Consider the following 24227-nt stretch of genomic DNA (forward strand, 5'->3'; position numbering starts at 1 on the left):
TCTATGCCTTCAATCATAGCATAAGGGACCTGGATTGACCAGATTTGAGAGGTTTTTTAGCCCACTTTGAAGCCCCATCAGTTTTTCTTATCAAAAAAAGCACCCCTGCCGGCTTCCATCAATGGATGCGGCAAAAGGTGCCTGTTGATTTATTATCTTCGTTTGTTTTCGTTCCCGTTTACTTTTCGTTTACTTTTCGTTTACTTTTCGTTTTCTTCGTCTGACTCTTCTTCTGACCCTTCTTCCAAACCTTCTGATACCGCTACTTCCTCTGCTGTTTCCATATCAATTCCCTGGGCACCTTCCATTTCCACCTCTGCCTCCAACTCTTCTTCCAGGGCATTCTCCGGTTCTTCTTCCCGTCGGGGCAGCAGTGCCATGGAGATGATGTGGTGCTGTTCGCCGGTACGCATCAAGCGCACGCCCCGGGTGCGGCGGCCAACTCGGGAGATGGTGGCCACGGCCAGGCGGATGATACTGCCATCCTGATTGATGAGCAGCAGTTCATCGTCATCGTTGGTGATGCGGGCACCGATGAGCTCACCGGTATCTGCGGTATAATTGTAGGTATAGAGCCCTTTGCCGCCTCTTGACTGGACACGGTATTGATTAACGCTGGTACGTTTTCCAAAGCCTTTTTCACTCACCACCAGCAGGTCTTCCGGTTGCTGGGGATCAAAGACTTCCATGGTTACCACCCGGTCATCTTTTGCCAGGGTGATGCCTTTGACACCCATAGAGCTGCGGCCCGTCTCCCGAAGCCTGTCGGTTTCAAAACGAATACCAATGCCCCGGGCAGTGGTGAGCATCACATGATGTCCCGGATCGGCATGACGCACGCTAATAAGCTGGTCACCCTCCCGCAGTGTGAGGGCAATGAGGCCTCTTTTGCGGGTATTGAGAAACTGGCAGAGCTGGGTTTTTTTTATGACGCCTTTTTCAGTGGCCATGAGAAGGTATTTAAGATCACACTGTTTGCTCACAGGAATGGTGGCGGTGATCTTTTCTTCTGGTTCCAGCTGAATCAGGTTCACAATGGCACTGCCTTTGGCCTGCCGTTTGCCTTCAGGAATTTCATACACATTCAGCTTGTACACCCGCCCTCTGTTGGTGAAAAAGAGGAGAGAATCGTGGCTGGAGGTGATAAGAATGCGTTCCACAAAGTCTTCTTCCCGGGTACTGAGGGCACTGATTCCCTTTCCGCCCCGTTTTTGGCTTTTATATTCGCTGACGGGCACCCGCTTGCAGTAGCCGAAATGAGTCATGGTGATGACCACATCTTCTTCTTCGATGAAGTCTTCCATGTTCAGCTCTTCGATATTTTCTTCGATGAGAGTGCGGCGGGGATCGCCGTATTTTTCCTTGATTTCCACAAGTTCATCACGAATAATGTCTCTCACCAGCTGTTCACTGGCCAGAATGGCCCGCAGCTGCTGAATCACTTTCATGGTTTCTTCGTAGTCGGCAATGATTTTGTCCCGCTCAAGACCGGTGAGGCGCTGCAGGCGCATTTCCAGAATGGCCTGAGCCTGACGCTCTGAGAAATCAAACTGGGTGATGAGGCCTTCTTTGGCTTCTGCCCCGGTGCGACTGCTGCGAATAAGGGCGATTACCTTGTCCAGGTGATCCAGAGCCTTTCGAAGACCTTCCAGAATATGGGCCTTTTCTTCTGCCTTGGCCAAATCATAACGGGTGCGGCGCACAATGATTTCTTTCTGATGCTCCAGGTAGTAATGGAGCATTTCTTTCAGATTTAGTACTTTGGGCTGGCCGTCCACCAGTGCCAGCATGATGACCCCAAAACTTTCTTCCATCTGGGAATGCTTGTAAAGCCGGTTCAGTACCACATTGGGGCTGACATCACGGCGAAGTTCAATGACAATGCGCATGCCGTCCCGGTCAGATTCATCTCTCAGATCGGTGATGCCATCCATTTTTTTATCCCGCACCAAGTGGGCTATTTTTTCGATGAGGCGGGCCTTGTTCACCTGATAGGGCAGTTCGGTGACGATGATCTGTGCTTTTCCGTTTTTCAGCTGTTCAATTTCTGCTTTGGCGCGTACCCTTACCCGGCCCCGGCCGGTGCGATAGGCAGCCAGAATGCCGCTGCGCCCCAAAATAGTGCCCCCAGTGGGAAAATCAGGGGCGGGAATGGTGGTCATCAGTTTTTCCAGCGAAATATCTGGTTCTTCCAGCATCATAACGGCTCCATCTATCACTTCTCCCAGGTTATGGGGAGGAATGTTGGTGGCCATGCCCACGGCAATGCCGCTGGATCCATTCACCAGCAGGTTGGGAAAACGGCTGGGAAGCACCACCGGTTCCTGGAGGGTTTCATCAAAGTTGGGCATAAAATCAACGGTTTCTTTACCGATATCCCGAAGCATTTCCACCGCTATTTTTGACAGCCTTGCTTCGGTGTAACGCATGGCTGCCGGGCTGTCGCCGTCAACAGAGCCGAAGTTGCCGTGGCCGTCTACCAAAAGTGCCCGAATGGAAAAATCCTGCGCCATCCGCACCATGGCTAGATAAACCGCGCTGTCGCCATGGGGATGGTACTTACCCAGAACGTCCCCGACAATTCTGGCAGATTTTCGGTAGGGCTTATCCGGCCCCATCCCCAGATCGTTCATGGCATACAGGATGCGACGGTGAACAGGTTTGAACCCATCCCTTACATCTGGGAGGGCACGGCCAACGATGACGCTCATAGCGTAATCGATGTATGATTTTTTCATTTCATCCTCGATACCGATGGGGATGATTTTTTGCAATTCCTGATCCACTTTTTTTCTCCCCCTTATCAGATATCGAGATTGGTCACATACCGGGCGTTATTTTCAATGAACTCCCGGCGGGGTTCCACTTTTTCACCCATGAGGGTGGTGAAAATTTCGTCTGCCACGGCGGCTTCGTCGATGGTAACCCTCAAAAGCGTTCGGGTTTTGGGATCCATGGTGGTATCCCACAGCTGGTCGGGATTCATTTCTCCCAGCCCTTTGTAGCGCTGAATACCCACCAGCCCTTCCTTTTCAGGGCTCATCTCTTGCATTTCTCTTTTCATCTGTTCATCGGAATAGGCATATCTGATTTCTTTTCCCTTGGTGAGTTTGTAAAGGGGCGGCTGGGCAATGTAGATATAGCCGGACTCCACCAGTGGTTTCATATGCCTGAAAAAGAAGGTGAGCAATAGGGTGCGTATATGAGCGCCATCCACATCGGCGTCAGTCATGATGACGATTTTATGATAACGCAGCTTGCTTTCATCAAACTCATCCCCGATTCCCGCTCCAAAGGCGGTGATCATGGCTCTAATTTCAGAGAAATTCAGCATACGGTCCAAACGGGCTTTTTCCACGTTGAGAATTTTTCCCCGGAGGGGAAGAATGGCCTGGGTGGCCCGGTCTCTTCCCTGCTTGGCACTGCCGCCGGCGGAATCCCCTTCCACGATGTAAATTTCGCACAGGGAAGCGTCCCGTTCGGCACAGTCTGCCAGTTTTCCCGGCAGGGCGGTGTTTTCCAGCACGCCTTTTCGCCGGGTCAGCTCCCGGGCTTTTTTGGCGGCTTCACGGGCTCGTTGGGCCCGGAGACATTTATCCATGATAATGCGGGCTTCCGCCGGATTTTCTTCCAAAAACCCATCCAGAAATTCACCGGTGAGGCTCTCCACAATGCCTTTTATTTCACTGTTCCCCAGCTTGGTTTTGGTTTGACCTTCATATTGGGGGTTTCGAAGTTTCACCGAAATAATGGCGGTGAGGCCTTCCCTTATATCTTCCCCCAGCAGATTGGTGTCTTTTTCTTTCAAATAACCATTCTTTCGGCCATAGTCATTGATGCACCGGGTCATGGCACCCTTAAACCCACTCATGTGGGTGCCGCCCTCCTGGGTATTGATATTATTGGCAAAGCTGAAAATATTTTCGGTATAGGAATCGGTGTATTGCATGGCAATTTCCACCACTGACTCCTCTTTTTCCTTTTCGAAATAGAGGATGGTTTCGTGGAGGGCTTCCCGGTTTTTATTGATATGACGCACAAATTCCCTGATCCCGCCGCTGTAGTGGAAAATGCTTTTACGCTCCTGCTCTTCCCGCTTGTCTTCCAGCACAATGCGGATGCCCTTGTTGAGGAATGCCAGTTCCCGCAGGCGGTTTTCCAGGGATTCATACTTGAAAATGACTTCTTCAAAAATAGTGGGATCTGGCTGAAAGGTCATGCTGGTACCTGTTTCTTCTGTTTCTTCCATACGGCAGACTTCACACAGGGGCAGCCCTTTGGAGTAGCTTTGAATGTAACGGTAGCCGTCCCTTCTCACTTCCACTTCCAGTTTTTCAGACAGGGCGTTCACCACTGAAACCCCCACGCCATGGAGTCCGCCGGAAACTTTATAGCCGTCTCCTCCAAATTTACCTCCGGCATGAAGAATGGTGAGCACTGTTTCCAGGGTGGATTTTCCCGTCTGAGAATGCACTTCGATGGGAATTCCTCGTCCGTTATCAGTGACTGTTACCTGATTGTCAGCATCAATGGTAACGGTGACCTCTGTGCAATAACCGGCCAGGGCTTCGTCGATGCTGTTATCCACCACTTCATACACCAGGTGGTGAAGACCCCGGGCGCTGGTGCTGCCAATGTACATGCCCGGCCTTTTTCGAACAGGTTCCAACCCTTCAAGTACCTGAATCTGTTCCGCATTATAATTGTTTTGTCTGTTTTCCATGGGTTTCCCTCAATTCTATATCCATCATTTCTTCATTTTTGCTGTGAAAGCGTTTTTGCAGGGTGGTGCTGGCAATGGCCGATACTAAAATCAGGGGTTTGCTTTTTTGATGATCTCTCTTTTGTTCTTTTTTTTGAAGCCGCCTCCGGTTGCTTTTCGTTTGTCCCTTTGGGGCATCCACCATTACAAAAGACTTGATATTATTTTCATGAAGGGAATGGTCACCAGAAAAGGTGTCAAAAAAAACCTGGCTGTTTTCGGCATCCATTATTTGACGGGCATCCAAAATAGCGATGACTTCTGATTTTTTGACCAGCAAGCCTTCTCCTATATGCAAGTACACGGATGACAACCCCTCCTTCATTTCTTCTGGAAAGAAAATTTTTTCTCTGGATTAAAATCCACCACTCTTTATTATATCCTTTTTAGACTTCTTTGGAAAGCTTTACCATTCCCTTCTCCACAAAATACAAGCGCCCCCGGTGAGGATCTTCCATTCCCGGCAGGGTATGGGTAGCCGTGATGATGGTCTGCACCGGTTTCAGATACTCCAATAGATCCCGCTGCCTTCCCTCATCCAACTCGCTGGTAACATCGTCCAGCAGCAATACCGGGTATTCGCCTGTCATCTCTTTCATCCATTCCATCACGGCAAGTTTCAATGAAAGCACCACTGTTCTTTTTTGGCCCTGGGACCCGTACTGGCGCACATCCATTCGGTTAATGGTGAAGGCCAGGTCATCCCGGTGGGGTCCTTTTCCCGTGGTTTGCCGGTACAGATCTGCCCGCCGGTTTTTTTCCAAAAGCTTTTCCATGATCTCTGTCAGTTCTTCAGGAGTCTTTTCTGGCCATTCTGGCGGCAGAAGAAGTCCCGGTTGATAGTGAATCGCCAGTTCTTCTTTTTTTCCTGTGAGGGAATGGTGTATTTCTTTTGCCCATTTCTCAATTTCCATTAAAAACTGGTGCCTTTGCTTCATTAACCGAGCACCAAACTCGCTCAGCTGGTTATCCCATATGGATATTTCTTCTTCTTTTGGGTTGTTGTTTTTTAATAACTGGTTGCGTTGTTTCATGATTTTCTGATATTGAAGCAGGGTGTGATAGTAACGGGGAGACACCTGCACCATCTCACTGTCCATGAACTGGCGTCTTTCTGAAGGACTGTCTTTCACTATTTTTAAGTCTTCAGGTGAAAAAAGCACTGCCTTGAAGGTGCCCATCACATCACTGATTCGCTGTTGAGAAATACCATTTCTTTTGACTCTTTTTTTCTGGTCAGGCCGAAACATCATTTCCATTTGATGGTGGTTTTTATCGTCTCCCTGGGTGGTGACCAGGTTCATTTTCAGGTAGCCCTGGGAAGCGCCAAATCTGATGAACTCACTGTCTCGTCTTGTTCTGAATGAACGCAGGGCAGCACAAAGATAAAGGGCCTCCAATAAATTGGTTTTGCCCTGTGCATTTTCTCCAAGAATTAAATTGATGCCGGGGTGAAATGCCAGTTGCAGCGATTCATAATTGCGAAACTGGGAAAGCATGACTGATTCCACCATCATGGTGACTTCACTTCTTTCTCATGGGTAAAAAACCGGTTCATGAATAACTGGTTCATCAAGAGCTGTTTTATACTGTTATCTCACACAACTTCTATCATCTCACGTTCACAAATCACCTGATCACCCTGTCTTATTTTTTTACCCCTCTCAGTGGCCACTGTTCCATTCACCTTTACCATTCCTGTTACAATGAGGTGTTTGGCCTGGCCTCCGCTATCGGCAATGCTGACCGCTTTCAGCAGCTGGTCCAGTTTTATGTAGTCGCCTTCCAGTGTAAACTGAATCATGACATAAATCCCCCTTTACATTGCCATATCACTTTTTCTTTTCCAGTGTTTCTTCTTCACTGATTCTGATTCTATTTCTGTTCTTCTGTATCACTGCAAGTTCATCTTATTCAGTATTTGACCCTCTCTTACATTTTTTGACCATCTCTTTCAGTAATTGTCACCCTTCTTCTCAACGCTAAAAGTCTTCAGATGCGTTCATTCGCACCGGCAATACCAGATAAAGCCAGTCGTCACCCTCAATGGGTTCAATGATGCCTGGTGTGTTCATCTGATTCAGTTTAATATCAATTTCTTCTTCATCAATGGCCCGCAATGCTTCCAAAAAATAACGGGCATTGAAAGCAATCTCTTTGTTATTACCCTGTTGTGACACAGGCATTTCTTCATGTACCTGCCCCAGATCTGTGCGGGCTGTGAGGGAAAGGGTGCTGTCGCGAATCACCCATTTGATCAAGCTGCTCTTCCCTTCCTTTACCATCAGACTGGCTCTGTCAACACTTGCAAAAAGGGTGTTTTTAGGAATTCTAATAACAGTATCGTGCTGTTTCGGAAGTATATCTCTAAACTGAACAAAGGGCTTATCAATTCTCCGGGAGTTAAGAGTGGTTTTCTCCATGGAAAAGACCACCTGCTTATCGGTCAGTGACACCTGAAGTGGTTTTTCATTGTCTTCCAGTATCTGCACCAGTTCACTCATGGTCTTCACAGGAACCGTAAAACTTGTTTCCTGAGTTGTATTGACACGGCATCGACGCAGGGCCAGTCTAAAACCGTCAACTCCCACCATTTCAAGTCGCCCTTCTTTCATTTCGCACCGCAGGCCCAGTAAAGAGGGCTTCGACTCATCCACAGAGGCACAAAAAAGGGTTTGTTGAATCATGCTCTTGAAAAGGTCCTGAGGAAGTTGAAAAGAAGTATCAGCATTAATGATGGGCAGTTCTGGAAATTCTTCCACTTCCAGCAGGTGAAGGGTGTATGAAATATGATCACAGGTAATGAGCAGCTGACGGTGTTCAGCCATTTGAAAGTGAATGGGCCGGTCGGGCATTTTACGCACGATGTTGAGAAACAGCCGTGCATCGACAACAAAAGCCCCTTCTTCTTCTATTTCTGCCAGGTTAAAATGCTCAATGCCTATGTCCAGGTCTGTGGCCACCAGCTTTAAATACTGGTCAAAGGCTTCGACGTAAATCCCTTTCAAAACAGGGAGGGTGGTTTTACTGGAAACCCCCTTTTGAACAATAGAGAGACTTTTGAGGAGTTCTTTTTGTTGGATGGTGAAACGCACGGTGGATAACCTCCTTTTGTGAATGAGAGAAATAATAAGACAGTAAAAGCAAAAAAGACAGTCGTCATAGTCGTAGGGGCTGTGGATTTGTTAAAAACCGATGTAACCGTTGAAATTTGAACGAAAAAAATGTGGCTAAAGGTGTGAATGAAGGGGCATTTTTGTCCACAGAATCCACAGCAAAAAAGAAAAAGAGGGGTTTTTCCCTTTATCCACAACTCGTCCACAACTGATTCACATGGGGATGTGGATGACATTGTTAATCATTGCCGCGTATTTCTTCCATCATTTTTTCAATGCGATGCTTAAGGGAATCATCGCTGCGCATTTCTGTCACGATTTTTTCATGGGCGTGCATCACAGTGGTGTGATCACGGTTTCCAAACTCACTGCCTATTTTAGGAAGGGATAAATCTGTGAGTTCCCGGGTGAGGTACATGGCTATTTGCCTTGGAAACGCAATGGAACGCGTTCTTTTTGCTGAATCAATCTCTTCCAGCTTAATGTTATACTGACCGGACACGTATTCTTTAATGAAAGAAACAGTCACTTGCCTGGATTTAGTGGAAAAAATATCATTAATGGTATCGCCGGCAGCTTCAAGGGTGATTTCATTATTATTAAGGGAACACTGTACCACGATGCGGTTCAAAGCGCCCTCCAACTCTCTGATGTTTGACTGAATTCTTTTGGCTATATAAAGGAGAACGTCATCAGGAACCCGTATTTGTTCCATTTCAGCCTTTTTACGAAGAATGGCAATGCGGGTTTCATAATCCGGCGGTTGAATATCACCGATTAGGCCCCATTCAAAACGGCTGCGCAGGCGTTCCTCGAGAGTGGGAATTTCTTTTGGGGGCCGGTCACTGGAGATAATGATTTGCTTATTGTATTGATGAAGTGCGTTGAAGGTATGAAAGAATTCTTCCTGAGTACGTTCTTTGTTGGCAATAAACTGAATATCGTCAATGAGAAGAACATCCACATTTCGGTACTTATTGCGAAACTCAATGTTTCGGTCGTCACGGATGGAATTAATCAGTTCATTGGTAAAACTTTCAGAAGAAGCGTAAAAAACTTTCATTGCCGGATTATGCTGTAGTATGTAATGACCGATGGCATGCATCAGATGGGTTTTTCCAAGACCCACACCTCCATAAATAAAGAGGGGATTATAGGCTTTTGCCGGTGCTTCAGCCACCGCCAGAGAAGCTGCATGGGCAAAACGATTGCTGTTGCCCACCACGAAGGTTTCAAAAACATACTTTGGGTTTAGGTTTCCAATACTGGTTTGAAGTGGAAGTGATGATACATCATGGCGTTCAGCAACTGCAGGGGGAGATACAACCATTTCTTCCGGCACGTCTTCAGGCGATTGGAAAGAAATTTCATACGCTCGGGAGGTTACCCGCTGAATGGTGTTTTTAATAAGAATATGGTACCGTTCACTGAGAATGTTCTTGATAAAAGAAGAAGGTACTTCAAGTACAATCCTGTTTTCGCCGGGTACAACCCTTAGGGGTTCAATGACACCGATCCAGGTATTAAAACTGGTATCATTCATTTCCGGCTCAATTAATGAAAGTGCTTCGGTCCATACTTGCTGCAGGTAACGATCTTGACTCATGGTGAAAAACCTCCTGTTGGTTCCGGCCTAATCAGAATCCATTCTGTTTTTTTCAAACAAGCAATATGAAGTCAACTGAAAGCAAAGGAACATCTTTGATGGATAAGTGATTCATCGCAGGAAGTCCGTGCTTAAGAGACAAAAAAAGATTGTTGGTAAAGCTGTGAACAATCTGTGGAAAAAACCGGGAGCATGTGGAGAACTTTTCAATGCCTGCCGGGCTGCTTGTTTTCAGTTGGCCGTTAGACTCTGTTTTATTATATAAAGAGTTGAAGGGAATAGCAAATCACCAGTTATCCACAATTCATTTTTTTAAAAAAATAATGGAAAGTGGCTTGTTATAGAGAAATGAAAAAAGTTACACACATACTTATCCACATCCTGTGGATAAGTATGAATAAAATGGATAATTTCGCAATGAACTGTAGAGGTTGAAAATACTAAATGACAGCAGTTTATTCTTGCTTTTTTTCACAGAAAAGATTTAAATATCCACAAGTGGATAAAATAAATAATTTTTTCCACAGAGCCGCTGCAAGCCTTTTCTTGACAGCAACAGGTAAAGTCGTTATAATCTATGTGTATTATTGTCTGATTCTTTCCGTAAAGCCGTTTGACGGCACTGACAAGAAACGAACTGCATGATTGCTGTATCATGAGGAGGTGTTGGAACCATGAAAAGAACTTATCAGCCTAAAAAACGCCAGCGAAGCAGAGAACACGGCTTTCGAAAGCGTATGAGTACAAAAGCGGGTCAGAATGTCCTGCGAAGAAGAAGACTCAAAGGAAGAAAGCAACTGACAGCATAAGGCCGCATTATGTGGCCTTTTTCAGTCTGAAAGGCAAGCTGCGGGGGAGGGATGCCGTTGAATCGCACCCAGGCGTTGAAAAAGAACCGAGAGTTCAGACGGGTGTACCAGCTGGGCAAATCCACTGCAAACCGCAACCTGGTGTTACATTATTTAAAAAATCAAACGGATGAAACACGGGTAGGCATCACTGTTTCAAAAAAAGTGGGTAAGAGTGTGGTGCGCAATCTGGTGAAACGAAGAATCAAAGAGAGCCTTCGGGAGCTGGAAGAGAAGCTGCCTCCGGGCTATGATCTGGTATGGATTGCCCGGGCCGGCTGCGGTGAAGCAGATTACCACACACTGAAAAGTGCCGTGGCACACCTGCTGCGAAAAAACTTTCACCAGAAAAGGCTTCACAACAGTCAATCAAAGAACCGCGGGGATTCACAAAAGCCCGGCAATTGACAACGATTCAGAAGAAGACGGTTAAGGACAAAGGTGCATGTGAGGACTCAAAAGGAAGCATGGATCAAATAATGGATGAAACCAAGGTGAATAATCATTAAAACGGCAGCATCAGAACCGTTGAATGATCAGTATTTCTTACAGGAAAGAGCATCATGAATCAGACAATGAATAAACGAATGAAATGAATGACGATTTAGGAATTAAGAGCAGAAAGAAGCAGGAACTATGGGAACAAAAGGAATGATTTATCTTATCAAGGCTTATCAGCGCTGGATTTCACCGCTAAAAGGTCAAACCTGCCGGTTTCACCCCACTTGTTCAGCCTACAGTTTAACCGCTTATGAAAGATTTGGCTTTTGGAAAGGAACCGGGCTTATGATCCGTCGAATTGCCAAGTGCCATCCTTTTCACGCTGGTGGTGTTGACCATGTTCCTGAGAAGGAAAACCGACACACTGAAAATGAACTTTAGCAGGTTAAAAGAGCGTATACATCAAAACCATTTTCATCATTAGGATCTTAACCTTTTGAAAAAATTAACAGCTTAAGCATACCGCGAAAACAGAATGACTGAGAGAGAAAGAAATCATTCGAAATGCGTGGATGGTAAAAAACTTCATCAAGAGCGTCTTTTATTGAAGTGTGAAGTGCTCGAAGAGGCACAGTCGTCAAAACAACCATTAAACAGGGAAACCGCAGGCAGCAGGAACTGGCCGGCGGGATTAACAGTAAAAAAAGCTTGAGTCTTTTCTGATACCGGGAACGACAAAAAACCGATGCCAATAATCGGTTTGAATATGAATGTTGGAGGTTTTGAATGTGTCATTTATAGCAGAACCACTTGGGAGACTCCTCTTAATGGTTTATGGCATTGTTGGTAACTACGGAATCGCCATTATCATTTTTACGATACTGGTCAAAATGATCATGATTCCGTTGACCATTAAGCAAACCAAGTCCATGAAGAACATGCAGGAAATCCAACCGAAAATCAAAGAAATTCAAAAGAAATATCAGAACGATAAAGAAAAAATGAATGAAAAAGTGATGGAGCTTTACAAGGAACATAACGTGAATCCCTTTGGGGGATGCCTGCCATTACTGATTCAGTTCCCGATCATTATCGGTCTTTTCACTGTTCTGAGACAACCTGAAAATTACGGAATCGCTCAGGAAATTGTGGAAGCAGGATTTTTGTGGATGCCCAGTTTATCAGCACCGGACCCGTGGATTTTACCCGTACTGGCAGGGGCCACCACTTACTTGTCCAGCAAAACCATGTCATCGGCCAAAGGAGCTGGCGGACAACAGGAAAGCATGCAAAAAATGATGCTTTACTTCTTTCCCCTCATGATTTTCTGGTGGGGCCGCAGTTTTCCAGCCGGGTTAACCCTGTACTGGGTTGTGAGCAACTTGTTCCAAACAGTTCAACAGCTGGCCATTCACAGGCCGGCATCCTTATTACCGCATAAAGGGAGTGAAGCCAAATGACGACGGTGGAAGCGACCGGAAAAACCGTTGAAGAGGCCATTGCCAACGGGCTCAAAGAACTGGGATGTGCGCGGGAAAATGTGGAAGTAAAGATTCTGGAAGCGCCCTACAGAGGACTGTTGGGACTCATCGGCAGCAAAGATGCCAAAGTGCAGCTTTCCTTGATGGATCAAACTGAAGATGAAACCCGGCTGTTTCTTCAGGATCTGTTTCAGGCCATGGAACTTGAAGTGGATATACACATCGATTATGATGACGATCAAATGCGTATTGATCTTTCCGGGCCCAATATGGGAATGGTGATTGGTAAAAGAGGCCAGACGCTGGATGCAGTTCAGTACATCACCAGCCTGGTGGCCAACAAACATCGGGATAAATATGTTAAAGTGATGCTGGATACTGAGAATTACCGGGAAAAACGGGAGCAAACACTGATTCGACTGGCCAATAAAATGGCTAAAACAGTCAAAATGACCCGTAAAACCATGGTGCTGGAACCAATGAACCCTTACGAGCGCCGTATCATTCATGCAGCGCTTCAGTCAGACCCAAGGGTGCAAACTTACAGCGAAGGGGAAGAACCCTACCGCAAAGTGGCCATTGCCCTGAAAAAGTAAATGTGAACACTCTGATAAGAAAGACTTGAAAACCCAGTGAAGGCTGGGTTTTTTTCTACTTGAGAACCCTGAAGAAGAAGGAGGATACATGATGGTGCAGGAGGAAACCATTGCTGCCATTGCAACGGCAACGGGAGAAGCAGGCATTGGTATTGTTCGCGTCAGTGGCGGTGAAGCCCTCGAAAAAGTGCGCAGACTGTTTTATGATGCCTATGGCAGACCTGTGGAATCCCTGCCGCCGCGGCGTATGCTGTATGGGCAGATTCGAAACCCTGAAAACAGCGAAGTCGTGGACGAAGTACTGATGGTCTACATGAAAGCGCCCCACACCTACACACGGGAAGATGTGGTTGAAATCCAGTGCCACGGCGGCACTCAGTCGGTAAGACGTATCATGGCACTGCTTCTTTCCCAGGGAATTCGTGGCGCGGTACCGGGTGAGTTTACCAAGCGGGCTTTCCTCAATGGGCGTCTGGATCTGAGCCAGGCGGAGGCAGTGATGGACTTAATCAGTGCCCGAACAGAACGCAGTCATCAGGCTGCCATGGACCAGCTGGAAGGATTCTTATCCAGAAAAGTGCGCTTCCTGCGGGGGCGTATGCTGGCGCTGCTGGCAGAAATGGAGGTCTCCATCGATTTTTCCGAGGAGGAAGATGTGGAGGTGGCCACTTATGATAGTCTGATGAAGGCCAGCAGGGAACTCATCAAAGAAATCGATGGGTTGATCGCTTCTGCCAGAACCGGTAAAATCCTAAGAGAAGGGATCAAGACTATCATTGTGGGAAAACCCAATGTGGGAAAGTCATCATTGCTCAATGCCCTGCTTCGTGAAAGCCGCGCCATTGTCACCGATATTCCCGGCACCACCCGTGATGCCATTGAAGAACAGCTTAATCTGAAGGGGATTCCCATGGTTCTCATGGATACCGCAGGAATTAGAGAGACAGAAGACCTGGTGGAGCAGCTGGGAGTGGAACGCACCCGTCTCCTTTTCGAAAAGGCAGATCTGGTGATCATGATGTTGGATGCCTCCACGCACCTGAGCCGGGAAGACCAGGAAATTATCTCCATGATCAAAAACAAGAAAACACTGATTCTTGTGAACAAAACAGATCTTCCCTCCCTGTTTTCTGAAACAGAGCTGCCCGACTGGGTGGATCGAAACCAGCTGTTGCGCATTTCACTTCTGGAAGAAGCGGGAATGGAAGCGTTGGAGGAGGCCCTCATGGCCCTGGTTTTTCAGGGAGAAACCAGGGAACAGGAAAAAGAAATGGTAACCAACCTGCGGCATCAACAGGCACTGGAAGTTGCGCGAAAAGCCCTTCAGGACGGTTTGCAGGCACTGGAAAATCAGCTGCCCCTTGATTTTCTCCAAGTGGACTATCAAACTGCCATGGACAGCCTTGGTGAAATCATTGGTGAAACGGTTCGGGAAGATCTGGTGGATTTCATTTTTTCCCATTTCTGCATCGGTAAATAGGTGTTTGAAAGAAGATAAGGGCAACGCATCAGAGAAGTTGTTCAGGATAATGAATTTGCGAATAAGATATGAACCAATATATAACAAATGTTAAAATCAGCAGGTAAAGGAGTCAAGCACATGCACTATGAAGCAGGTCAATATGATTTGGTGGTGGTGGGTGCCGGGCATGCCGGATGTGAAGCGGCACTGGCAGCATCACGAATGGGAAAGAGCACACTTCTCATTACCATTTCCCTTGATGCCGTTGCATTACTGGCGTGTAATCCTTCCATCGGGGGAACAGGAAAAGGGCATCTGGTGAGAGAAGTGGATGCCTTGGGAGGCGAGATGGGCCTCACCATAGACAAAACTTTTGTTCAAAGCAAAATGCTGAATACAGCCAAGGGGCCCGCGGTTCATTCCCTGCGTGCCCAGGCAGATAAATGGGAGTATCAGCAGGCAATGAAACAGGTACTGGAAAACCAGGAGAACCTGGACCTGCTTCAGGCAGAAGTGGTGGATTTGGTGACGATAACTGATGACAATGGGCAGACGGAAAACCAGTCAATAAAAGAACATGGCCATCTTCAAAAAGGAAAGGTGGCGGGAGTGGTAACCCGCACCGGAGCCATTTACCGCAGTCAAGCTGTCATTTTAGCCACAGGTGTATATTTAAAGAGTAAAGTGTTCATGGGTGAAACTCATTACGAATCAGGGCCCAGCGGTCTTTTTCCCGCCCAGTTTCTTTCAGAAAAACTAAGAGCCATGGGCATTGAACTACGCAGGTTTAAAACCGGAACACCAGCCCGGGTAGATGCCCGCACTGTTGACTTTTCTAAAATGGAACGGCAGGACGGCGACCAGAAGATTGTTCCTTTTTCTTTTGCCAATGAACACCTGGAAATTCAGCAACTCCCCTGCTGGTTGAGCCGTACCACCCCTGAAACAAAAGCGGTTATTGAAGCAAATCTTCACCGGTCAGCCATGTACAGCGGCGAGATTAAAAGCACCGGGGTGCGTTATTGTCCTTCGATTGAAGATAAAGTGGTGAAATTCAGTGATAAACCCACCCATCAATTTTTTCTGGAGCCTGAAGGCCGTCGCACCACCGAAATGTATGTGCAGGGCATGTCCACCAGTATGCCTGAAGAAGTGCAGCTGGCCATGTACCGCACCATGATCGGATTGGAACAGGTGAGAATCATGCGGCCTGGTTATGCCATTGAGTATGACTGCATTGACCCCACCCAGTTAACCCTTTCACTGGAAATGAAAGCATGGAAAAATCTGTTTTGTGCCGGTCAGTTCAACGGATCCTCCGGTTATGAAGAAGCGGCTGCCCAGGGACTGATGGCGGGGATCAATGCTGTGCTGAAACTGAAAGGAAAAGCCCCCTTCATTTTGGATCGCTCAGAAGCATATATTGGCGTGTTGATTGACGATCTTGTCACCAAAGGCACCAATGAGCCTTACCGAATGATGACGTCAAGAGCAGAGTATCGGCTGGTGTTGCGCCAGGATAATGCCGATGCCCGTCTTACTGAAAAAAGTTATCATCTGGGCCTTGCCTCACAGGAACGCTATGATGCCATGAAAGCCAAAAGTGAAGCGGTGACTAATGAAATGAACCGGCTCCAAAAAACCATTCTCCCGCCGGAAAGCATGAATCCGTTGCTGGAGAAAAAGGGTTCATCCACAGTAAAAATCGGATTATCCCTTCTGGATGCCCTGAAAAGACCAGAAATCGACTATGATGATCTGGCTTCGGTGGATCCTCAGCATAACGCTCACCTTTCCAGAGCGGTGATTACCCAGTGTGAAGTGAAGATCAAATATCAGGGATACATTGATAAACAGCTGAAAAGCGTGGAGCAGTTCAGAAAAATGGAACACCGGCTGCTGCCACCCGAGCTGGATTATCATCTTATAGCAGGCCTGCGCCTGGAAGCCCGGCAAAAACTCTCCCAACTGAGGCCCCTTTCACTGGGACAGGCTTCCCGCATTTCGGGTGTTTCACCTGCAGATATCTCAGTGCTGCTGGTGTACCTGGAGCAACAACGTCGCATGAAAGAGAAAGGGGAAGACGTGCAATGAGCCAAACCATGACACCTGATCTGATCAAGATGCTGGCCGAAGGCATCAGAGAACTTAATTTTGATGCGACTGAAGAACAGATCCAGCAGTTTAATCATTACTATGAACTGCTCATGGAATGGAACGAGAAAATGAATCTAACAGCCATCACTGAACCTGAAAAGATTATTACCCACCACTTTCTCGATTCTATTTCCTGTGCCAAGGCCCCTGGTTTTTTTGAGGCAACCCAGGTGCTTGACATGGGCACCGGTGCCGGATTTCCCGGAATACCCCTTCAAATTATGTTTCCCCAGCAGCACTATGTACTGATGGATTCACTGGCGAAACGAGTTACTTTTTTGGAAACAGTGATCAAACGCCTGGGGTTGGCACAGGTAAAGCTCTATCATGCCCGGGCTGAACAGGCAGGGCGTAATACGCAGCATCGGGAACAGTACCGACTGGCAGTTTCGAGAGCGGTGGCAGCCCTACCGGTATTGCTGGAATACGTGATTCCTTTACTGAAAGTTGGCGGGCGGTTTTGCTGTCAAAAGGGACCCCGATGGCGGGAAGAACTGGATGATGCAGAAAAAGCCATGAAGGAGTTCAACGTGGTGGTGGCAGAAATTCGAACGGTGGACATTCCGTATACCGACCTAAAGCATACCCTCATTGTTTTTCAGAAAACAGGAGCGACTTCTTTCAAATATCCCCGGCGGCCGGGGATCCCTTCCAAGAAGCCTTTATAAAGAAAGCCTGCTTCAAATCAAATCACAGACTGCAGCACCATAACACATCTAAAACGGTTGAGATCCAGTATTTACAAATGAGCCGCCTATTTGTTTCACGTGAAACAAATAGGCGGCTTTCATATAAAAAGAAGCTCAGGAGCTTTCTTCTGCCTATAAAACATGATAGAATGGAAAAAGCAGACGTCTCACTCGTCGCTCAACGCAACCCACCACTGGGAAATGCTGGAACAACTTTGAGAAGCAATACAAGGAGGAACACAGCATGGGCGTATCCATCGCGGTATTTAACCAAAAAGGCGGCGTGGGGAAAACCACCATGGCGGTCAATCTCAGCGCATGTCTTGCAGCACAGGGTAAAAAAGTCTGCGTGTTGGACATTGATCCCCAGGGGAACGCCACCAGTGGCTTTGGTATCGACAAGTCCCAATTGACCACCACCATTTATGATGCTTTGGTAAATGAAATTGATATCGAAAAAGTGATTATTCCATCAGGGTATGAAAACCTGGATGTAATCCCTGCCAGCGTTGATCTGGCAGGGGCCGAGATTGAACTGACTGCGCAAAAGCAGCGGGAAAGAGTGTTGCGCAAGGCCCTTGAAACCATCAAAGAGAAATATGACTACATCTTTGTGGACTGTCCGCCATCACTGGGCTTACTCACCATCAATTCGTTGGCAGCGGTTGACCGCATTCTTATTCCCATTCAATGCGAATATTACGCATTGGAAGGGGTCAGCCATCTAATGAACACCTACCAGATGGTGAAAAACAACCTTAACCCGGCACTTACCATTCAGGGAGTGGTGCTGATGATGTTTGATGGGCGCACCAATCTCTCCATCCAAGTGGTGGAGCAGGTGAAACGGGTGTTCCGGGGGAAGGTGTACCGCACCATTGTTCCCCGAAATATACGCCTGGCAGAAGCACCGAGTCATGGTGAACCCATCATTTATTACGACGCTCGTTCCAAAGGGGCTGAGGCTTACCGGGAACTGGCTGAGGAATTCATTGAATTGGAAGAAGGTGACTGGTGATGACAGGAGCAGGCAAGAAAAAAGGACTTGGAAAAGGGCTGGAGGCATTGATACCCCATTGGCAGGATGTGGAACAGGAAGCTGCAGGAAATGACCAGGACCAAGTGCGCATGATCCCCATTGAACAGGTGTACCCCAATGAAAATCAGCCGCGAAAAGTGTTTCAGCCAGAAGCTTTATCAGAACTGGCAGCTTCTCTCCGACAGCATGGGATGATTCAGCCAATTCTGGTGGCAAAAAAACAAAAGGGATACATGATCATTGTTGGTGAACGTCGCTGGCGAGCGGCCCAGCAGGTGGAAATGGAAAAGATCCCCTGTATTGTTAAGGAGTATACAGACCGGCAACTTTACGAAGTGGCACTCATTGAAAACCTTCAAAGAGAAAATTTGTCAGTGATTGAAGAAGCCACAGCGTATCAGTATCTGATGGAAGAATATCGGCTTAACCATGAAGAACTGGGTGATGCCCTGGGTAAAAGCCGTTCTTATGTGGCCAACACCATTCGATTACTGCAACTGTCGCCGGAAGTGATGGTGCTGGTGAAAGAAGGACGTCTCAGCGGAAGCCAGGGTCGGGCACTGCTTGGAATTGAAGATGACGCGTTGCAGTTGAAACTGGCGTTGCGAATTATCGACAGTAAACTCAATGTAAGGCAAGTCGAAGAAATGGTTCGACAGGAACGCACCAAGCAAAAGAAAAAAGCATCGGTTAAAAAAAGAGACCCGGAGCTGGTGGCGGTGGAAACCAGGCTTCAGGATTATTTCAATACCAAAGTGAAAATTACCAATGGCGCCAAAAAAGGCAAAATTGAAATTGAATACTACAATCAGCAAGATTTGCAACGCATTCTGGACATGCTCAATTCATAAACAGAATGCCATCAGAGTGTCAGCACCTGATCAAACCGACTTCAACCAGTAATGTTTCACGTGAAACATAATGAATGGAGACAACTCACCCATGATTTATTTAGATAATGCAGCCACCAGCTTTCCAAAACCGCCCGAAGTGATTCAGGCTGTCGTGAATCAGCTGGAGCAAATTGGCGGCAATGCAGGACGGTCTGCCCATCAGGGCGGGCTGGCGTCCAGTCGTTTGCTTTACGAAACCCGTTGTTCTATCAGCGAATTGATTCATTGCCCGGATCCCCTTCAAATTGTATTCACCCTGAATGCGACGGAAGCTTTGAACCTGGTCATTCATGGCGTGTTAAACCCGGGTGATCACGTCGTCACCACCTCCATGGAGCACAATTCGGTGCTTCGCCCTCTTAAGACGCTTGAAGCAGCAGGTATCTCCCACACCATTGTCTGGGGTGATGAAACCGGCGATGTGAAAGTGGAGGACCTCAAAAAAGCCATTAGGCCCAATACCCGCATGATTATAGCGACACACTGTTCCAATGTGACGGGCACCCTTCTGCCAATTGAAGCAATGGGGAAAATGGCAAAGGAGCATACCCTTCTTTTTTTAGTGGACGCTTCCCAATCCTGCGGCAGTATGCCACTAAGCGTAGAAGCCATGAAGGCAGACTTTCTGGCAGCCCCTGGCCATAAGGCTCTTTTAGGGCCTCAGGGAACCGGCTTTTTGTACGTTGGCAAAGATCTTAAAATAAAAACGCTGAAACAGGGCGGTACGGGAAGCAGGTCTGAAGACCTTCTCCAGCCTGAGGTTGCGCCTGATCGCTACGAAAGCGGCACACAAAATATGCATGGCCTGGCAGGACTGAAGGCCGGCGTCGACTATTTGCTGAAAACTGGAGTGGCAGAAATTCAGCGTTATGAAACAGAACAGGTCAATCGACTCATGGAAGGATTGTCGGTGATTAAGGGGATCACTCTTTATGGTTCATCAAAAAATAGAGAGCGGGGAAGCGTGGTTTCCTTTCGTCCGGGAAATCTTGATGTGAATCAGTTTAACTATACCCTGGACAGTTTGTATGGTATCTCCGCCAGATCCGGGTTACATTGTGCGCCACTGGCACATCAAACCATTGGCACATTTCCTGAGGGCACTCTGCGGTTCAGTCCGGGCTGGCACACCACAGCCGATGACATCGAGGCGGCACTGACAGCCGTCTCCCAGGTGATGAAACAGTTTTCTTAAGGTGGAGGCCACTCACGGGACGCTTAAAATGAAAAGTGTTTGAGCACAAGAGTACCTGCGGTGGCACTGAATGACGATAGATAAAACAAAATACACACAAGCTTTGAGCGCAACTACACCTGTAATGTCACTGAAAAAATACAGACAGAACAAGATAAACATAAGGGATTTGATCAATGGCAGCTGCGGATAACTTGTCAGTATGAGAAGCCACTGCCATGGCCAGCGCAATTAGCCTTCAACCTTGCAAGCTGCCTGTGGCAGGGTGCACCTATAATCGAAAAGACACCTTGAACCTGATCAGGTTCCCGATTTTGCTGAGAATCCCTGAAAACAAGGGTTTCATAGAAGGAGCGTTTTCATGACGAATTGGTTTGCCTTACTGGAACAACAAACAGGATTATTCATCACCATCAGCCTCAGCGTTGCAGGCCTGCTGCTGCTGATGGTTTTGGTTCTTTGGATTAATTTGCTTTCATTTAAAAAGAAGTTCAAGCAACTGATGAAAGGTGCCGCTGGAGAAAATCTGGAAGAGTTATTGAAACAACATGTGGTATTGGTACAAGCCCATCAGGAACTGGCAGAAGAAAACCGTGTTACCATGAAAATGATCGAAGAAAACCAGCGAAAAAGTGTGCAGTACGTGGGAGTTAAGCGATTTAACGCCTTTGAAGACGTGGGTAGTCGTCTCAGTTATTCCATTGCTCTTTTGGATGATCATTTGAATGGAGTGGTTTTAACCGGACTTCATGGCCGGTATGAATCAACTACCTACGCAAAGGCCATTGACCATGGTCACTCTGAACAGCATTTGTCGGTGGAAGAAATGGATGCCCTCCAAATGGCCCGGGAACAGCAATTAAAGAGGAACAAGGGATGAAGCCCTGGGCAGTGCTGGTGAACCCTTCTTCTGGACGCGGAAGGGGCGGTGCCATGGCCGCCCGCATCACGCAGGCATTAAGGGAATCTGGGATTGAGTTCCGGTATTTCGAGACAGAAAAAAGCGGTGATGCCACGAGCATCACCGAGGCATTCCCCTTGGGAGGTTATGACCGGCTGCTGGTGGTGGGTGGCGACGGCACCATCAATGAAGCGGTGAAAGGGCTGCGGGACTTAACCCTGCCACTGGCTCTGTTTCCGGCAGGCACAGGAAACGATGCCGCGCGGTTCGTGGGCATTCAGGATGAAGCAACAGCTCTGAAAACCGCCTTTCAGGGAGCTCCCCGCAAGATTGACTTGGGATGGGCATCGGGCGATCATTTTGTCAACATTTACAGCTTTGGGCTGGATGCTGCTATTGCTACACAGGCGAACCGTTGGAAGCACCTGCTGCCAGGATGGGTTTTATATCCGGCAGCGCTGGTGAAAACCATCTTATCCTTTCAACCACCCCGGGTGTCATACACCCTGACAACACCAGCAGGGGAAATCATTCATCGAAAAGAAACCATTCTGCTCATGGCAATCTGTAACGGCAGTCATTACGGTGGCGGCATGCAGATTAACCCGGCTGCAAATCCCAGAGACGGTATAATGGAGCTATGTGTGGTCAGAGAAATGCCCCGCTGGAAATTATTGCTGCTGTTTCCCACTGTGTATAAGGGAACACACGTTTCTTTTCGGGAAGTAACCATAGAAAAAATAACTTCCATGTCATTTAAAGCAGAAAAACCAAGCCTGCTGAACCGTGACGGCGAAACCTGGCCAGGGATTGAAGCAGCCATAAGGATAATTCCAGAAGGGTTGACAGTTCTTTGTCCGGTGTCAGAAGGCATTTCAACCACCACTGTTTCCAAAGAAACAGGAGGGATGTAGGTGCGAAAACGCCGAGGCCTATCCGGCCTTTTACTCATTTTTATGATCCTTTTGATGATCAGCCCCTGGGCAATTCGCTGGATTCAGCGCACCTGGTTATCGCCGGCTTTGTTGTTAAAGCCTGTGCGGGAGGTTGCAATTCCTTACAGCGGTAACCTGGCGGTACACCCGGGGGGTGAAGGGCTGTACCTGGTGCGCCATGCAGAAGTCAGGTATTTTCACCCACAACAGGACCAAGACTGGGCCTTTGGCACCGAAACCCTGGTACCTGTCACCGGAAACAATGAAAATCACCTCTTTCTGATGGAGGCTTCGCCCCGTTACCTGCTGCGAATCAACGAGCAAGGACACATGCTTTACCAGCAGGCCGCCAACCGGAACGCTGACAGTATTTTTGCCTGTGATGCCGGATTTTTGTTATTGCAGCATCCGGAAGAAAACCGACTTCTGCCATTTTCGGTACTTGATTCCGATGGCAGAGTGATGGGCAACATGCTGCTGACCGAGGGAGTGGTGCTTCATGCCAGCATTTCTGGAAGGCATGAACGGGTGCTCATCAGCGTATTGCGACGTGCAGGAAACACCTTTGAAACAGCTCTCTTAATGTACGATTTACATGGGGTGCTGCAGTCTTCACAAAACCTGCAGGGAAAAGTGGTGGCAGACCATCTGATCACTGAAGAGGGAGATGTGGTGGTACTCACCACAGAATCCCTGCACCGGTATACCCTTACCATGGAAGAGCGGTGGCAGACACCGGTGGAACCCTTTTACCTGACTGCCAGAGATAAAACAGGCCATTGGGCGCTGGCTCACAGAGCTGAGATCATGGGAGACATTGCCAATGAAACTGTCAATGGAAACAGTGAGGCTGATCCGCCAGAAACCATCATCACATTCATTGACTGGGAGGCCGAAAAAGTCACCTTTTTTGAAGAATCCGCCGCCATCCATGAATTAAAAGTGAATGACCGCTTTTTGTTAATGGGACAGCAACGGCGTCTGGCAGTGCTGAACCATGACGGAGAGCTTCTGGATGAAAAGTCTTATCAGGATGACGTGGAAGAATTGTTTTTACTTCCCGGACAGCGGGTTGCCGTGTTGCGCCGGGGTCAGATTCATTTTTATCAGCTGCAAACCGGTGACTAATGGACCACCCATCACGATCACCGGGCGGGGAGGCGAAAAGAATGGCATTTAACTGGGTGGACGGCGTCATGCTTGCCTTGATGGGATTTAACCTGATCAGAGGCTATCAGCGAGGGCTGGTACTCACCCTCACAAGTTTGGTCAGCTATTTGGCCGGATGGTTGGCGGCGTTGAAATACAGCGAACAGGTGGCAGCTTACTTCCAGGCGACAGCAAGTCTTTACAACCCGCTGTTTCGGTGGGTGTACGATTTTCTGGAGAAACGCAGTGATTTCACACGGGCAACCCATCTGGCCGAAGAGACCATGGCTGAAAAATGGCTGACGTTGCCCATTCCAGGGATGGCCCGGGATTGGCTTCAACAAACAGATGCCATGACAGATATGGAAGCCGTTGAAGGCTTGGTTCAGCAAACAGAAGCCTGGTTTTTGCATCAGACAGCAACAGCCATCACCCAAATGGTGGTGTCGCTCATTGCCTTTGTACTGGTTTTTCTGGTGGTGAAACACGGGGTGTATCTGTTGGGATTGTTGCTGCACGGGCTGTTTCAACTGCCGGTTCTCAGTGCCTTCAATCGTCTCACGGGTCTTTTGGCAGGTCTGGCGAGGGGTGTCATCCTTATTTGGCTGATGACCCTGCTCATCACCCCCTGGGTGGCAGCTTCTCCCCAGGGAATGCTGGCAGAGGGACTGCGCCAGTCACAACTACTGGAACAGTTCCCCTGGATCTCGGTGGTCAAGATGGAAACAGACACCGTAAGCAACCAGATGCAAGGAGCACCCCCGGTGTGAACACCTGCTCATCACCTTCAAAGTTCGCCGACAAAGAAAAATCGCAGAACATCACCATGTCAAAACCTGAAAACCTGAAAAGTATAAAAGCATAGAAGCAGAAAACCAGAAAATGGCAGACTGGCAGAAAGTAGCATCGTAAATCGTCAAACCATCAAGTTGTTGAATGGCAGGTCGTTAACAAAGG

The 24227-nt window shown here is 47.7% G+C and carries 23 protein-coding genes; 16 read left to right on the forward strand and 7 right to left on the reverse strand.

The genetic code is table 11. The features are described 5' to 3' along the window. Window positions 1–200: 200 nt before the first annotated feature. The 7 genes from gyrA to dnaA form a co-directional block, all read right to left on the reverse strand. Window positions 201–2786 carry a DNA gyrase subunit A gene (gene gyrA, locus AAIG11_RS06300; protein WP_343185391.1) on the reverse strand — a complete coding sequence of 862 codons (2586 nt, stop codon included), beginning with the start codon at window positions 2784–2786 and terminating at the stop codon, window positions 201–203. Between the two features lie 17 nt (window positions 2787–2803). Next, window positions 2804–4723, reverse strand: coding sequence for a DNA topoisomerase (ATP-hydrolyzing) subunit B (gene gyrB, locus AAIG11_RS06305; protein ID WP_343185392.1), 1920 nt, complete (start codon window positions 4721–4723; stop codon window positions 2804–2806). Further along, window positions 4698–5066 (reverse strand): hypothetical protein, encoded by a 369-nt coding sequence (locus tag AAIG11_RS06310; protein ID WP_343185393.1) that lies wholly within the window; start codon window positions 5064–5066, stop codon window positions 4698–4700. Before AAIG11_RS06310 ends, gyrB begins: the two co-directional genes overlap by 26 nt. Before the next feature lie 82 nt (window positions 5067–5148). Then, on the reverse strand, window positions 5149–6279 hold the full coding sequence (gene recF / locus AAIG11_RS06315) for a DNA replication/repair protein RecF (RefSeq protein ID WP_343185394.1): 1131 nt from the start codon (window positions 6277–6279) through the stop codon (window positions 5149–5151). An 80-nt stretch (window positions 6280–6359) separates the two neighbouring features. Then, on the reverse strand, window positions 6360–6566 hold the full coding sequence (locus AAIG11_RS06320; protein ID WP_343185395.1) for an RNA-binding S4 domain-containing protein: 207 nt from the start codon (window positions 6564–6566) through the stop codon (window positions 6360–6362). A 178-nt stretch (window positions 6567–6744) separates the two neighbouring features. Further along, window positions 6745–7857 (reverse strand): DNA polymerase III subunit beta, encoded by a 1113-nt coding sequence (dnaN, locus tag AAIG11_RS06325; RefSeq protein ID WP_343185396.1) that lies wholly within the window; start codon window positions 7855–7857, stop codon window positions 6745–6747. Window positions 7858–8116: 259 nt separating this feature from the next. Continuing rightward, the gene (dnaA, locus tag AAIG11_RS06330) at window positions 8117–9484 is read right to left on the reverse strand and encodes a chromosomal replication initiator protein DnaA (protein WP_343185397.1); all 1368 of its coding nucleotides are present in this window, start codon (window positions 9482–9484) and stop codon (window positions 8117–8119) included. 674 nt (window positions 9485–10158) lie between these two features. On the opposite strand from dnaA, the gene rpmH reads away from it, so the two are divergent. The 16 genes from rpmH (at window position 10159) to AAIG11_RS06410 (ending at window position 24040) form a co-directional block, all read left to right on the forward strand. Further along, window positions 10159–10293 carry a 50S ribosomal protein L34 gene (rpmH, locus tag AAIG11_RS06335; protein ID WP_283409397.1) on the forward strand — a complete coding sequence of 45 codons (135 nt, stop codon included), beginning with the start codon at window positions 10159–10161 and terminating at the stop codon, window positions 10291–10293. A gap of 57 nt (window positions 10294–10350) precedes the next feature. After that, window positions 10351–10740 (forward strand): ribonuclease P protein component, encoded by a 390-nt coding sequence (rnpA, locus tag AAIG11_RS06340; protein ID WP_343185398.1) that lies wholly within the window; start codon window positions 10351–10353, stop codon window positions 10738–10740. Window positions 10741–10983: 243 nt separating this feature from the next. Next, complete coding sequence (gene yidD, locus AAIG11_RS06345; protein ID WP_343185555.1) at window positions 10984–11214, forward strand: membrane protein insertion efficiency factor YidD; 231 nt, start codon at window positions 10984–10986, stop codon at window positions 11212–11214. A gap of 127 nt (window positions 11215–11341) precedes the next feature. Then, window positions 11342–11485: a hypothetical protein gene (locus tag AAIG11_RS06350; RefSeq protein ID WP_343185399.1), complete on the forward strand. Its 144-nt coding sequence runs from the start codon at window positions 11342–11344 to the stop codon at window positions 11483–11485. Between the two features lie 115 nt (window positions 11486–11600). Continuing rightward, the gene (locus tag AAIG11_RS06355) at window positions 11601–12233 is read left to right on the forward strand and encodes a YidC/Oxa1 family membrane protein insertase (RefSeq protein WP_283409400.1); all 633 of its coding nucleotides are present in this window, start codon (window positions 11601–11603) and stop codon (window positions 12231–12233) included. Next, the gene (gene jag / locus AAIG11_RS06360) at window positions 12230–12850 is read left to right on the forward strand and encodes an RNA-binding cell elongation regulator Jag/EloR (protein ID WP_343185400.1); all 621 of its coding nucleotides are present in this window, start codon (window positions 12230–12232) and stop codon (window positions 12848–12850) included. The genes AAIG11_RS06355 and jag overlap by 4 nt, the downstream gene beginning before the upstream one ends. A 91-nt stretch (window positions 12851–12941) precedes the next feature. Further along, a complete protein-coding gene (mnmE, locus tag AAIG11_RS06365; protein WP_343185401.1) occupies window positions 12942–14330 on the forward strand; it encodes a tRNA uridine-5-carboxymethylaminomethyl(34) synthesis GTPase MnmE in 1389 nt (462 codons plus the stop codon). 120 nt (window positions 14331–14450) lie between these two features. Continuing rightward, complete coding sequence (gene mnmG / locus AAIG11_RS06370) at window positions 14451–16406, forward strand: tRNA uridine-5-carboxymethylaminomethyl(34) synthesis enzyme MnmG (protein WP_343185402.1); 1956 nt, start codon at window positions 14451–14453, stop codon at window positions 16404–16406. Continuing rightward, complete coding sequence (gene rsmG / locus AAIG11_RS06375; protein WP_343185403.1) at window positions 16403–17137, forward strand: 16S rRNA (guanine(527)-N(7))-methyltransferase RsmG; 735 nt, start codon at window positions 16403–16405, stop codon at window positions 17135–17137. Before mnmG ends, rsmG begins: the two co-directional genes overlap by 4 nt. A 265-nt stretch (window positions 17138–17402) precedes the next feature. Next, complete coding sequence (locus tag AAIG11_RS06380; RefSeq protein WP_283409404.1) at window positions 17403–18176, forward strand: ParA family protein; 774 nt, start codon at window positions 17403–17405, stop codon at window positions 18174–18176. Beyond that, window positions 18176–19048, forward strand: a complete 873-nt coding sequence (locus tag AAIG11_RS06385; protein WP_343185556.1) for a ParB/RepB/Spo0J family partition protein — start codon at window positions 18176–18178, stop codon at window positions 19046–19048. The genes AAIG11_RS06380 and AAIG11_RS06385 overlap by 1 nt, the downstream gene beginning before the upstream one ends. A 91-nt stretch (window positions 19049–19139) precedes the next feature. Beyond that, window positions 19140–20285 carry an aminotransferase class V-fold PLP-dependent enzyme gene (locus AAIG11_RS06390; protein WP_343185404.1) on the forward strand — a complete coding sequence of 382 codons (1146 nt, stop codon included), beginning with the start codon at window positions 19140–19142 and terminating at the stop codon, window positions 20283–20285. Window positions 20286–20646: 361 nt separating this feature from the next. Continuing rightward, window positions 20647–21165, forward strand: coding sequence for a DUF4446 family protein (locus AAIG11_RS06395; protein ID WP_343185405.1), 519 nt, complete (start codon window positions 20647–20649; stop codon window positions 21163–21165). After that, complete coding sequence (locus AAIG11_RS06400; RefSeq protein WP_343185406.1) at window positions 21162–22100, forward strand: diacylglycerol/lipid kinase family protein; 939 nt, start codon at window positions 21162–21164, stop codon at window positions 22098–22100. Before AAIG11_RS06395 ends, AAIG11_RS06400 begins: the two co-directional genes overlap by 4 nt. Continuing rightward, a complete protein-coding gene (locus AAIG11_RS06405) occupies window positions 22101–23249 on the forward strand; it encodes a hypothetical protein (RefSeq protein ID WP_343185407.1) in 1149 nt (382 codons plus the stop codon). Between the two features lie 41 nt (window positions 23250–23290). Further along, the gene (locus AAIG11_RS06410; RefSeq protein ID WP_343185408.1) at window positions 23291–24040 is read left to right on the forward strand and encodes a CvpA family protein; all 750 of its coding nucleotides are present in this window, start codon (window positions 23291–23293) and stop codon (window positions 24038–24040) included. Window positions 24041–24227: the final 187 nt, after the last annotated feature.

The organism is Anoxynatronum sibiricum, from assembly GCF_039414295.1.
GTDB lineage: Bacteria > Bacillota > Clostridia > Peptostreptococcales > Tindalliaceae > Anoxynatronum > Anoxynatronum sibiricum.